Source organism: Mycobacterium sp. IS-1264 (assembly GCF_001954195.1).
Classification (GTDB): Bacteria; Actinomycetota; Actinomycetes; order Mycobacteriales; family Mycobacteriaceae; genus Mycobacterium.
Map to the genome: position 1 here is coordinate 129,406 of NZ_MBES01000068.1, position 12,210 is coordinate 141,615.

Annotated in this window: 13 protein-coding genes; 3 read left to right on the plus strand and 10 right to left on the minus strand. The window is 69.2% G+C overall.

Translation table 11 applies throughout. The annotated features are described in order from the left end of the window. Positions 1–2: 2 nt before the first annotated feature. From A5744_RS17075 to A5744_RS17095, 5 genes are read right to left on the minus strand one after another with little or no spacing between them, the layout of a single operon-like run. Complete coding sequence (locus A5744_RS17075; RefSeq protein ID WP_076062981.1) at positions 3–1,442, minus strand: HNH endonuclease signature motif containing protein; 1,440 nt, start codon at positions 1,440–1,442, stop codon at positions 3–5. Positions 1,443–1,474: 32 nt separating this feature from the next. After that, entirely contained in the window at positions 1,475–2,143 is a 669-nt protein-coding gene (locus A5744_RS17080) for a sensor domain-containing protein (RefSeq protein WP_076062983.1), read from the minus strand. Between the two features lie 18 nt (positions 2,144–2,161). Continuing rightward, on the minus strand, positions 2,162–2,623 hold the full coding sequence (locus A5744_RS17085; RefSeq protein ID WP_076062985.1) for a PH domain-containing protein: 462 nt from the start codon (positions 2,621–2,623) through the stop codon (positions 2,162–2,164). Then, complete coding sequence (gene ribH, locus A5744_RS17090; RefSeq protein ID WP_076062988.1) at positions 2,620–3,102, minus strand: 6,7-dimethyl-8-ribityllumazine synthase; 483 nt, start codon at positions 3,100–3,102, stop codon at positions 2,620–2,622. The genes A5744_RS17085 and ribH overlap by 4 nt, the downstream gene beginning before the upstream one ends. After that, positions 3,099–4,376, minus strand: a complete 1,278-nt coding sequence (locus A5744_RS17095; RefSeq protein ID WP_076062989.1) for a bifunctional 3,4-dihydroxy-2-butanone-4-phosphate synthase/GTP cyclohydrolase II — start codon at positions 4,374–4,376, stop codon at positions 3,099–3,101. The genes ribH and A5744_RS17095 overlap by 4 nt, the downstream gene beginning before the upstream one ends. Positions 4,377–4,803: 427 nt before the next feature. Between A5744_RS17095 and A5744_RS17100 the strand changes: the two genes are divergently transcribed. Then, positions 4,804–5,085: a hypothetical protein gene (locus tag A5744_RS17100; protein WP_240563073.1), complete on the plus strand. Its 282-nt coding sequence runs from the start codon at positions 4,804–4,806 to the stop codon at positions 5,083–5,085. Positions 5,086–5,159: 74 nt separating this feature from the next. On the opposite strand, the gene A5744_RS17105 is transcribed toward A5744_RS17100, so the two are convergent. Continuing rightward, entirely contained in the window at positions 5,160–5,768 is a 609-nt protein-coding gene (locus A5744_RS17105) for a riboflavin synthase (RefSeq protein WP_076062992.1), read from the minus strand. A 63-nt stretch (positions 5,769–5,831) separates the two neighbouring features. Between A5744_RS17105 and A5744_RS17110 the strand changes: the two genes are divergently transcribed. Next, on the plus strand, positions 5,832–6,545 hold the full coding sequence (locus A5744_RS17110) for an LppX_LprAFG lipoprotein (RefSeq protein ID WP_240563074.1): 714 nt from the start codon (positions 5,832–5,834) through the stop codon (positions 6,543–6,545). Between the two features lie 5 nt (positions 6,546–6,550). Further along, positions 6,551–8,101, plus strand: coding sequence for an MFS transporter (locus A5744_RS17115; protein WP_139331393.1), 1,551 nt, complete (start codon positions 6,551–6,553; stop codon positions 8,099–8,101). Here the strand turns inward: A5744_RS17115 and ribD are convergent. From ribD to fmt, 4 genes are read right to left on the minus strand one after another with little or no spacing between them, the layout of a single operon-like run. Then, entirely contained in the window at positions 8,098–9,123 is a 1,026-nt protein-coding gene (ribD, locus tag A5744_RS17120) for a bifunctional diaminohydroxyphosphoribosylaminopyrimidine deaminase/5-amino-6-(5-phosphoribosylamino)uracil reductase RibD (RefSeq protein ID WP_076062997.1), read from the minus strand. The genes A5744_RS17115 and ribD overlap by 4 nt on opposite strands. After that, the gene (rpe, locus tag A5744_RS17125) at positions 9,120–9,818 is read right to left on the minus strand and encodes a ribulose-phosphate 3-epimerase (protein ID WP_076062999.1); all 699 of its coding nucleotides are present in this window, start codon (positions 9,816–9,818) and stop codon (positions 9,120–9,122) included. Before rpe ends, ribD begins: the two co-directional genes overlap by 4 nt. A 32-nt stretch (positions 9,819–9,850) precedes the next feature. Further along, positions 9,851–11,215 carry an rRNA small subunit methyltransferase B gene (locus A5744_RS17130; RefSeq protein WP_076063001.1) on the minus strand — a complete coding sequence of 455 codons (1,365 nt, stop codon included), beginning with the start codon at positions 11,213–11,215 and terminating at the stop codon, positions 9,851–9,853. After that, positions 11,212–12,141 carry a methionyl-tRNA formyltransferase gene (gene fmt / locus A5744_RS17135; RefSeq protein ID WP_076063051.1) on the minus strand — a complete coding sequence of 310 codons (930 nt, stop codon included), beginning with the start codon at positions 12,139–12,141 and terminating at the stop codon, positions 11,212–11,214. Before fmt ends, A5744_RS17130 begins: the two co-directional genes overlap by 4 nt. Between the last annotated feature and the right edge of the window lie 69 nt (positions 12,142–12,210).

A 12,210-nucleotide genomic window follows, 5' to 3' on the forward strand; every position in this document is an offset into this window, starting at 1 on the left:
CGCTAGAAGGGCGGCGGCTCGTCGGGATCGGCGGGTGGGGCGGGGCCGGTGGGTGCCGTTTGGGTGGCCAGCCGCGCCGCGCGGTTGTGGTGGCGTTCGGTGTTGATGCGCGCTGCCCGGTTTTGGGCGCGGGTGGTGCGCCGCCTCGGCATCATCGCGCTGCGCTCCCCGCAGCGGATGTCCGGTGGCGCCTCGGGCGCGGGCGGCTCGCCGGTGGGTGCGCACAGCGATGGGAATAGCAAGGCGCTGGCGGGGGTGGTGACGTAGGTGTCCCCGTCGGGCAGCGTCCAGATCAGCGTGCCGTCGGGCAGTTGTTGGTCACGCCAACCCCAGAACGTTTTGAGCAAATGATGAAGCCGGCACACACATTTCAGGTTCGACGGATGCGTGGCCCCACCCTCGGCGTAGGGCACGGTGTGGTCGATATCGCATTGCGTGGCCGGCCGATCACAACCCGGGGCCCGACACGTCAGGTCCCGGCACCGGACGAACTCGGCCAGCTTGGCCGACGGCGTGTACTGCGGCTCGGCACCCTCCGGAGCGATCAGCGGCCGCAGCTTGGTGGAGGCGGCCAGCTCGGTGATCAGCTCGGCCGGGATCAGCCCCTCACCACCCAGCAGCACACCGGGCGTGGTCCCGCGGCCCTCGACGGTGGCCTGCTCGGCGATCACGTGGATCACGACGTTGCTGCGCTGCGGCCCCGGGCGGCAACCGGTCCCGCAGCCGCACACCAACGTCTCCGCCCCGGCCGCCAGCGCCTCCAGCGCATCGGCGCGCCGCTGGGCCTTGGTGCGCGGATCACCCTCACACACCGTGGCCGCCAACTCATCCAGGCGCCGATCCAGCGCCTGGCCGGTGGTGGCGAACACGCTGGCTTCCACCCACGCCATCCCCGACTCGTTGGGCCGCACATCGACATGACGCTCCTCGGCGGCCTTGACCGCCCGGCGCAGCGCGTCGCAATCCACCCTGGCAACCACCTGATCCACCGCGGCGGCCAATCCCCCGCGGGTCAGCGACGGGCGGCGCACCAGCAGCGCCGCCACCCGCGCATCCACCATCGCCAGCACCCTGTCGTCGGTGATCAAGTCGGTGCGAAACACGATCGTCTGGAACGCCCGATAATCAATCTCCCCGGCGGAGAACAGCTCGCCCACTCGCGGCAGGCGCTCGCGCAGCGCCATCGCATAGCGCAGGTAGCTATGACCCATCGCCACACTGCACCGCAGCGCCGCGGCCACCTGCGCGGCCACCGCCTCCCAGGTATCGGTGGCCCAGTCGGCGTGCTCTCCGGTCGCGCGACAGCGCAGCACCAACAAATCGCCCACGGCCATCAGCCGCTCCCCGGCCGCCCGCGCCTCAGCGCGCCCCGCCTCGCGCACCCGATCGAGCAGCGCCGCCGACTCGGGCGTCGCCCGCGAAGCCTCGAGGTATTCGAACATGTGTTCGAGTGTAGCAGGCCCCGACGACAACCTCAGGTGGTGCGGCGGTCGATCTGCGCACGACGTTTCGACGCCCAGTCCCTCATCGGGAATCCCGGCTTGACGTCGCAGGCCGACATCATCAAAACGACCCGCGACAACGCCGCGAGCCCATAGTCACAAGTCCAGTCCGGACGGGTCATGGTCCACACCAGGACGCCATCGTCGGTAGTGCCGAAGAAGCTGAGTCGCATCGGCCGAAACGCGCCGCTGGGGGACACACCGATGGCCTCGCCGTGACATTTCGACACGGCGCCAAAGCCTTTCGAGATGACGTCACGGATCTTCAAGGAGCGGTCATAGGTGTCGACCGATTCGGCGTAAAGCGCCTGACCGCTGACTCGGTATGCCGATTCGGCGTGGTCTGATGATCCGCCGGGCCGCAGCGGCGAACCCCTGAACAACATTGCCGCGGTGCATTCCGGCGGCCGAGCGCCGGTGAAGTAGCTGGCGCCCACGGCCATCGCGGCCGCCGGTCCGAGCGGAGTGGCATCCCCGTCCGGCAGAAGGAACTCGTGTGCGGACGTCGCGCGGTGCGAATTCGCGGGGACCCCCGGCTCGCCGGGAGCCCGCACCGCTCTACCCGCCACCGACGCCGCGCAACCGCTCACCAGCACCGCGGCGATGACTAGCGCGGCAGCCGCCCGCACGTGACGTGCCATCGGGCGATGGTACAGCGCTCAGCCGGCGGCCGGGCGATATCGCGCCAGCAGCGACCGCACGGTGTCCATGGCCTCCACCGCGCGGTCCTTGTCCGCGGCCTGGATCGCCATCACCGGGATGTACTCGTCGTCGGGCAAATCGACTCGCGCCCAGCGGTGGCCGGCGGGAAACGACACACCGACCACGTCGGACCACGGAATCAGCCTGTAGCCGAACAGGTTTCGCACCGAAATGCCCGGCGGTCCCACCCGCAGCCGGGGCCGCGCAAACAAGAGTATGCCGCCCGCGATGATGAGGCCCAGTACGGCGATCGCCACCTGGTCGGAGGTCTGGAAGATCACCCCGCTGGACTTCATCTTGAGCAGCAAGCCGACCGCGATATGCACGGCCGCGATCAGAAACGCTGCGATGTAAGCGAATAACGGTGTCCGGTGGGGCCGCAGCTCGACATCCCAGGCGTCGCTGTTCGGCGGAGTCACGACCCAGCGCGCAGGTCACGCAGGGTGAGCGCGGCGGCCAGGGCCGCGCCGGTCGCCTGGGCCCCCTTGTCCTCGGCCGATTCCGGCAGGCCGGCCCGGTCCCGCGCCTGTTCCTCGTTGTTGGTGGTGAGCACGCCGTTGCCGACGGGCGTGGAAGCGTCCAGCGAGACCCGCGTCAGGCCCTGGGTCACCGCATCGCAGACATAGTCGAAATGCGGTGTCTGGCCCCGGATCACGACACCGAGAGCGACGACGGCGTCATGGCTACGGGCGAGTTCCTGCGCAATGACGGGAATCTCGATGGCGCCGAGCACGCGGACCACCGTCGGGTTGCCGACACCCGAATCGGCCGCCACTTTCAGCGCGCCGGCCAATAGCGCGTCGCAGATTTCCCGGTGCCAGGTGCTCGCAACGATCCCAAGGCGCACGCCTGCCGCGTCGAGCGCCGGAATCTCCGGCACACCGGCGCCACCGCTCACAAAGCACCGCCGAATTCGCCTGGCAGATGGACGGATTCGTGGAAGTCGTCCAGGCCGGCCAGGTCGTGGCCCATCTTGTCGCGCTTGGTCAGCAGGTAGCGGATGTTCTCCGCGTTGGCCCGCACCGGAAGCGGCACCCGCTCGATGATGTGCAGGCCATAGCCATCCAGGCCCACCCGCTTGGCCGGGTTGTTGGTCAGCAACCGCATCGAGCGGACTCCCAAGTCGACGAGAATCTGCGCGCCGATGCCGTAATCCCTTGCGTCGGCCGGTAATCCAAGCTTCAGGTTGGCGTCGACGGTGTCCTCGCCGGCGTCCTGCAACTGGTAGGCCTGCAGCTTGTGCATCAGGCCGATCCCGCGACCCTCGTGGCCGCGCATGTAGAGCACGACGCCGCGGCCCTCGCGCGCGACCATCGCCATGGCCGCGTCGAGCTGAGGCCCGCAGTCGCAGCGGCGTGACCCGAAAACGTCACCGGTCAGGCATTCGGAGTGCACGCGCACCAACACGTCGTCGCCCTCGCCGCTCGGCCCGGCGATATCGCCACGGACCAGTGCGACGTGTTCGACGTCCTCGTAGATGCTGGCGTATCCGATCGCGCGAAACTCGCCATGGCGGGTCGGGATTCGCGCTTCGGCGATCCGCTCGATGTGCTTCTCGTGCTTGCGCCGCCACTCGATCAGGTCGGCGATGGTGATCAACGCGAGGTCGTGCTCGTCGGCGAAGACCCGCAATTCGTCGGTCTGGGCCATCGCGCCTTCGTCCTTCTGGCTGACAATCTCGCAGATGGCGCCCGCGGGTTGCAGGCCCGCCATGCGGGCCAGATCGACCGCGGCCTCGGTGTGGCCGGGACGGCGCAGCACACCGCCGTCCTTGGCGCGCAACGGAACTACGTGACCGGGGCGGGTGAAATCTTCAGCCAGGCTGGTGGGATCGGCCAGTAGCCGCATCGTGGTGGCCCGGTCGGACGCCGAGATTCCGGTGCCCACACCCTTTCTTGCGTCGACGGTGACGGTGTAGGCGGTGCCGTGCTTGTCCTGGTTCACCGCATACATCGGCAGCAGGCCGAGCCGGTCGCAGATCGCGCCGTCCAGCGGCACACACAGATAGCCCGAGGTGTAGCGGACCATGAAGGCCACCATCTCCGGCGTCGCCTTTTCGGCGGCGAAGATCAGGTCGCCCTCGTTCTCGCGCTCCTCGTCGTCGATGACGATGACGGCCTTACCGGCCGCGATGTCGGCAACCGCCCTCTCGACGGAGTCCAACCTCGTCATCTTGGCTACCTTGCTGTCATCAGGGCCCAGATGAGGAGCCCGGCGTTGCATTCAGTATGAACCACCGCCGCCCCACAGTTATTGCCACGGCTTTTCAGCGGGATGGGTTCACTCGTCCGGTGACTCCGGGCAACTCCTGACAGTGACGCCTCCGTCAAAATCAGGGGCCCCGCCGGGCTCGCCGCCATGCGCGCTGACCAGGCAAGACGTGGTAGCCAGGTGGTCACCACGGGGCGCGCGACGTAAGTCCCCCGTAAGTCGTAGTTAAGTGCCAGATGTGAGATCGAGCCGAGATACCGGAATCGGTTTCGGGCCCCTTCCGGTCGGGAATCGCAGTGTCATGACTATCAACACGCAAACCAAATCGTGGCGTCGCCTGTGTACTGGCGCCCTCGCAGCCGGTGGCGTGGCGTTGTCCACTCTCGGAGTGACCTCGGGCGTTGCCCAGGCGGTGCCTCCGTCCGCTCCTATGTATCACCATCACTGGTGCCCTGGCGACCAGTGGGACAACGGCTGGGGCCCGTACCAGAACTGGAATAACTGCCGTGACTGGGACGACAACTTCGGCCCGGTCGGTTACGGTGCTCCCCCGCCGTGGGCGCGGCCGATGCCGCCGCCCCCGCCGTGGGCGCCCTGGGCCCGGGTCGTGTGGAATCCCGACATAGACGACTGGGGATTCTGGAACGGGCCCGCCTTCGTCCGGCTGTAAACCAGCGATAAGCAACCGATAAAGCCTTGACCGCAGCCGCCACACAGGCGCTGCGGTCAAGAGCGCGCCTGGTGCTAGGGAGAAGCGCGGCTCATCAACCGCTCGACGTATTTGGCGATGACGTCCGCTTCGAGGTTCACCCGCGTGCCGACCGGGGCGCGACCCAGGGTGGTCAGCTCGCGGGTCGTCGGGATCAGCGAGACCTCGAACCAGTCCCGCGGCGCGGCGCCGAGCCCTGACACCGTCAGCGAAATGCCGTCGACGGTGATCGACCCCTTCTCGACGACATAGCGAGCCACCGCCTCGGGGACCTCGATCCGGACCACCTCCCAGTTCTCCGAGGGTGACCGGGAGACCACCTGACCGGTGCCGTCGACGTGGCCCTGGACGATGTGACCGCCGAGCCGGCTGTTCACCGCCGCGGCGCGCTCCAGGTTCACCCGGCTGCCGACCTCCAACGCCCCCAGATTGGACCGGTTCAGGGTCTCGGCCATCACGTCGGCGGTGAATTGCCCATCGCCCAGCAATTCGGCGACCGTCAGGCACACGCCGTTGACGGCGATGGAATCGCCGTGGCCGGCGTCGGCGGTGACGAGGGGTCCGCGAATGGTCAGGCGCGCGGCATCGGCGAGGACGTCTCGGCTGGTCACCTCTCCGAGTTCCTCGACAATTCCGGTGAACATTGCACCAGGCTAATTGGCCACGGGCCCTGGCGTTCTCGAACCCGGTCCGCGGCACCCTCTACGATGCAGAGTATGCAGACCCGCCACCGTGTATTGGCCGTCCTCGCTTCCCTAAGCCTCATCACCGCCCTGATCGCCGGTTGTTCGTCGGGCTCGAAACCCAGCGGCGCACCGCTGCCCGATGCCTCGACACTGGTCAAGCAATCGTCCGACACCACCAAGAACGTCAAGAGCGTGCACCTGGTGCTGTCGGTCCAGGGCAAGGTCCAGGGCCTGCCCATCAAGGTGCTCAACGGCGACCTCACCACCACCCCCGCCACCGCCGCGTCGGGCAATGTCCAGCTGACGTTGGCGGGCTCCGACATCGACGCGAACTTCGTCGTCTACGACTCGGTGCTGTACGCCACGCTCACCCCGAACAAGTGGAGCGATTTCGGCAAGGCCTCCGACATCTACGACGTCTCCGCGATCCTGAGTCCCGACAACGGCCTGGCCAACGTGCTGGCGAACTTCCGCGACGCCAAGGCCGAGGGGCGCGAAACGATCAACGGCCAAAACACCATTCGTATCAGCGGCAACGTCCCGGCCGACGCGGTGAACAAGATTGCGCCGCCGTTCAATGCGACGCAGGCGCTGCCGAGCACCGTCTGGATCCAGGAAAGCGGCGACCACCAGCTGGTCCAGGTCAACCTGCAGAAGAGCCAGGGCAATTCCGTCCAGATGACCCTGTCCAACTGGAACCAGCCGGTCACCGTCACGAAGCCCCCGGTCAGCTGATGGGCATGCGGGCGGGACGCGGCGTCGCGATCAGTGCGGGCAGCCTGGCGGTACTGCTGGGCGCCCTGGACACCTACGTCGTCGTCACGATCATGCGCGACATCATGCGGGACGTTCACATCCCGCTCAACCAACTGCAGCGCATCACCTGGATCGTCACGCTGTACCTGCTGGGCTACATCGCCGCGATGCCGTTGTTGGGCCGGGCCTCCGACCGGTTCGGTCGCAAGCTGCTGCTGCAGACCGCCCTGGCGCTGTTCATTGTCGGTTCGGTGGTGACCGCGCTGGCCGGGCATTTCGGCGATTTCCACATGCTGGTCGCCGGCCGCACCGTCCAGGGCATCGCCAGCGGCGCCTTGTTGCCGGTCACCCTCGCGCTGGGCGCCGACCTGTGGGCCCAACGCAACCGCGCCGGCGTGCTCGGCGGCATCGGCGCCGCGCAGGAACTCGGCAGCGTGCTGGGTCCCCTGTACGGCATTTTCATCGTCTGGTTGTCCCACGACTGGCGCTACGTGTTCTGGATCAACGTCCCGCTGACCTTGATCGCCATGGCGATGATTCAGTTCAGCCTGCCGTCGCACGACCGCGCCGACAAGCCGGAGAAGATCGACCTGGTGGGTGGTCTGCTGCTGGCCATCGCGCTGGGCCTGGCGGTCATCGGGCTGTACAACCCGCAGCCCGACGGCAAGCAGCTGCTGCCGAGCTACGGGTTGCCGTTGGTGATCGGGGCGATCGCGGTCGCGGTGGTGTTCGTGATCTGGGAGCGTTTCTCGCGCACCCGGCTGATCGAACCGGCGGGTGTGCATTTCCGGCCCTTCCTGGCCGCTTTGGGCGCGTCGGTGACGGCGGGTGCGGCGCTGATGGTGACCCTGGTTGACGTCGAGTTGTTCGGCCAGGGCGTGCTGCAGATGGACCAGAACCAAGCGGCCGGCCTGCTGCTGTGGTTCTTGATCGCGCTGCCGATCGGGGCGGTGCTGGGCGGCTGGATCGCCACCCGGATCGGCGATCGTGCGATGACCTTCATCGGCCTGTTGATCGCGGCCTACGGGTATTGGCTGATCCATTACTGGCGCGAGGATCTGTTGGAGCAGCGCCACAACATCTTTGGCCTGCTCACATTGCCCGCGATGCACGCCGACCTGCTGGTGGCCGGCCTCGGACTCGGCCTGGTGATCGGGCCGCTGTCGTCGGCCGCCCTGCGTGTCGTCCCGCCCGCCCAACACGGCATCGCCTCAGCCGCGGTGGTGGTGGCCCGGATGACCGGCATGCTGATCGGGATGGCCGCGCTGAGCGCCTTCGGCTTCTACTCGTTCAACCGGAAGCTGGCCCACCTGACGGCCGAGATCCCGCCCAACGCCACCCTGATGGAACGGGTGGCCGCCCAGGCAACCCTTTTCCTGAAGGCGTTCGCCCAGATGTTCGGCGACATCTTCCTGATCACCGTTGGCATCTGTATCGCGGGGGCGCTGCTGGGCCTGCTGGTCGGCGGCCGCAAGGAGCACGCCGACGAAACGGAAGTCCCCGAGCAAGAGACCGTCGCGCTGGGCGACCGCTAGCCGCTGTGCGGCACCAGGCTGATCACTAGGTCCGGGCCGGCCCGGTCGACGCCGTCGAACTGCCAGCGCAGCGCCTTGGAAATGCTGGACACCCCCACGTCGTCGACGGCCGTGATGGGGCCACCCACCAGAATCGGCGCGACGTAGGCCAGGATGCGGTTGATCGCGCCGGCCCGCAGGAACGCACCGGCGAGCGTCGGTCCGCCCTCCAGTAGGACGTCGGTGCGGTCGGAGAGCGCCTTGAGCACCTCGGCCGGATCGTGGGTGCGAATCACCATGGTGCGCGAATCGTCGTTGAGAACCTTTGCCTCGGAAGGTATTTCGCGCATCCCGACCACCACGCGCAGCGGTTGCTCGTCCGCCAGCGAGCCGTCGGGCAGCCGAGCCGTCAGTGCCGGATCGTCGGCCAGCACGGTGCCGGTGCCCACGACGATCGCGTCGGCCATGGCGCGGCGCCGATGCAGATCCAGCCGCGAGGCCTCACTGGAGATCCACTTACTCGATCCGTCCGAGGCGGCGCTGCGCCCGTCGATGCTGCTGGCGTACTTCCACGTCACATGCGGCAGCCCGGTCCGTTGCCGGTGTAGCCACTCACGCAGCGGCCCGCCCGCCACCTGGTCGGCCAGCACTCCGGAGCGCACCTCGACGCCTCCCGCCGAGAGCCGGTCCGCCCCGCCGCCCGCGATCGCGTTCGGATCCGCGACGGCGTAGACCACCGTCGCCACCTTGGCGTCGATCAGGGCGTTCACGCACGGCGGCGTCTTGCCGTAGTGGTTGCAGGGCTCCAGGGTGACCACCGCGACGCCGCCGGCCGCCAAGCCGCCGGCCCGGCGCAGGGCCACCACCTCGGCGTGGTCGCCGCCCGCCGGCGCGGTGCCGCCGACGCCGACGACCCGGCCCTCGGGATCGAGGATGACGGCCCCGACCGGCGGATTCGGGTAGGTGGCGCCCTTGACCTGATAGGACTGCTCGATGGCGAGGCGCATGGCCGACTCGATGCTGTCGACCCGCTCGAGGCTCATAAGCTCAGGTGCGGTGAGGCGGCACCGGCCTGACGCCGCAACGCCCGGACCGCGGCCTCCGGATCCTGGGCGCCGTATACCGCCGAACCGGCGACAAAGCAGTCGACGCCGGCCTCGGCGGCTTGCTCGATGGTCTCGTCGTTGATGCCGCCGTCGATCTCGACCAGGATCGTCAGCTCGCCCGCGTCGACCATCTTGCGAACCGTGCGCACCTTGCTGAGCACCTCCGGGATGAAGCTCTGGCCGCCGAAGCCGGGCTCCACCGACATCACCAGGAAGGTGTCGAAGTGGGGCAGGATCTCGAGGTAGGGATCCAGCGGAGTCTTCGGCTTGATGCTGAGCCCGGCTTTGGCGCCGGCGGCCCGGATATCGCGGGCCACGCCGACGGGATTGTCGGTGGCCTCGGCGTGGAAGGTGACGTTGTACGCGCCCGCTTCCGCGTACGGGGGTGCCCACCGGTCCGGATTGTCGATCATCAAATGGCAATCCATCGGGATGTCGGTGTGGGTCAGCAGGCTCTCGACAACCGGCAGCCCGATCGTCAGGTTGGGCACGAAGTGGCCGTCCATCACGTCGACGTGCAGCCAGTCGGCGCCCTCCACCGCGGCCGCTTCGTCGGCGAGCCGGGCGAAGTCGGCGGCCAGGATGGACGGTGCGATCAGGGGGCCCGTCACAGGTCCCGTGCTGCGTGACATGAGCGCAAGACTACTGAGCGGCGATCCGAAGCTCACGCAAGGCGGCGCAGCGCGGCGGCGAACATCGCGTCGGTGCCGTGCCGGTGCGGCCAAAGCTGCGCATACGGGCCCTCGCCCAGCTGCGCGGGTGCGAACAGCGGCGGGGTATCCAGCGCGCACACCGGCTGACGGCGCAGCGCGTCGGCGACCACGCCGACGGTTTCGGCCAGGTGCGGTGAACAGGTCGCATACAGCACCACGCCGCCGGGCCGGGTCAGCGCGATCGCGGCGGCCACCAGCTCGCGTTGCAGCTTGGTCAGCGCCGGCACGTCGGCCGGCTGGCGCCGCCAGCGGGCCTCCGGCCGCCGGCGCAACGCGCCCAGCCCGGTACACGGCACGTCGACCAGGACGCGGTCGAAACCGGGCTCGAGGCCGGTCTCCCGCCCGTCGACCCGCAGCACGTCAACGCCGAGCCCGCGGGTGTTCTGCTCGACCAGCTCCGCGCGGCGCGGTGCCGGCTCGACCGCCGTGACCCGGGCCCCGGACGGGGCGGCCAGGCCCGCCAGCAGCGCGGTCTTGCCGCCCGGCCCGGCGCACAGGTCCAGCCACCGGCCTGTGTCGTCGTCGACCGGGGCCAGCGTCAGCGCGCGGGCCACCAGCTGGCTGCCCTCGTCTTGAACCAGCGCGTCGCCGTCGCGCACCGGCGCCAGCAGGCCGGGGTCGCCGCCGGGCAGGTAGACCGCGTACGGCGAATAGCGACCGACGCTGCCGCCGACCGCATCGGCCAGTTCGGCGGCGGTGAGGACTCCCGGGCGGGCCGCCAAATGCACCTGGGGCCGTTCGTCGTCGCTGACCAGCAGCGCGTCGAGTTCGGTCGCCGCCGCACCCAGCGCGTCGGCGAAGGCCTGGGCTATCCACCGCGGGTGTGCGCGCACGAACGCCGCGTGTCCGATCGGATCTCGCGCGGGATCCGGGGCCAACTCCTCGACCCAGGACTTCTCGTCCCGACCCGCGATGGTCCGCAGTACGGCGTTGACGAAACCCGCTCGCGCCGAGTCGAATTCGATGCCCGCCTGTTCGACCGTGGTGGATACCGCCGCGTGGGCGTCGACGCGGGTGCGCAGCAATTGGTAGGCGCCGAGCCGCAGCAGGTCCAGCAACACCGGGTTGATCGCTTCCGGCGACCTTCCGGCCGCCGCACCGATGATCGCGTCGAGCAGGCCCCGGGTGCGGCAGGTTCCGTAGGTCAGTTCGGTGGCGAAAGCCGCGTCGCGACCGCTGATTCCGCGTTCGCGCAGCCGCGCCGGCAGCGCGAGGTTCGCGTACGCGTCGCGCTCGCTGACGGCGCGCAGCACCTCGAACGCGGCGGCGCGGGCCGGGTCGAGCGGCCGCCGCCGCCTTCGCGGTTGCGGACTCACGACGCCCGCGCGGCGGGGTCGAGCCTGGCGCCGCGCGCCCAGTCGACAGCGTTCATGAGTTTCTTTCCGGGCGGCTGAATTTGGCCCAGCCGCACCGGGTCCGAGCCGGTGCCGATCCATACACTCTTTCGGTCGACGCGAATGTCGCCGGGCGGCAAGGATTCTGGAGCCTCGTCGAGGTACACCGGCCCCAGTTTGACCCGCAGGTCGCCGATGAGCGTCCAGGCGCCGGGGTTGGGTGTGACCGCGCGGATGCTGCGTTCGACGACCGGTGCCGGCAGGTCCCAGCGCACCCGGGCCCCCTCGACGGTGATCTTCGGCGCGACGCTGACCCCGTCGGCCGGCTGGGGCCGCGGCGTCAGCGTCTCGTCGGCGATGCCGTCCAGCGTGGTCGACAGCAGCGCCGCCCCCGAAAGGGCAAGGCGCTCAAGCAGATCGCCCGCGGTGTCGGTCGGCCGGATCGTCTCGGTGACGACGCCGTAGACCGGTCCGGAGTCCAGGCTCGGTTCGATCCGAAACGTCGTCGCCCCGGTGATGGTGTCCCCCGCCGCGATCGCGGCCTGCACCGGCGCCGCGCCTCGCCAGGCGGGCAGCAGCGAGAAGTGCAGGTTGATCCACCCTCGTGGGGGCACCGCGAGCAGGGCGTCGCGCAGCAGCGCGCCATAGGCCACCACCGCACAGCACTCGGGCCCGAACTCCGTGAGCTCCGCGACGAATTCCGGCGAGTTCGGCCGCGCCGGCCGCAGCAACGGAATGCCTCGGTCGAGCGCCTCGCGGGCCACCGGCGACGGCTGTGGCGTGCCCCGCCGGCCGGAGGCGGCGTCGGGCCGGGTCAGGACCGCGACCACCTCGTGGCGGGGTGAGTCGACGAGGGCGCGCAGCGCGGGCAGCGCGGGCTCCGGAGTACCGGCGAAGACGAGACGCACGCGCACAAGTCTAGGAATGACGGGATCTGCGCAGGACATACTCAGGTTTCACACAGTTGCATCTGTATA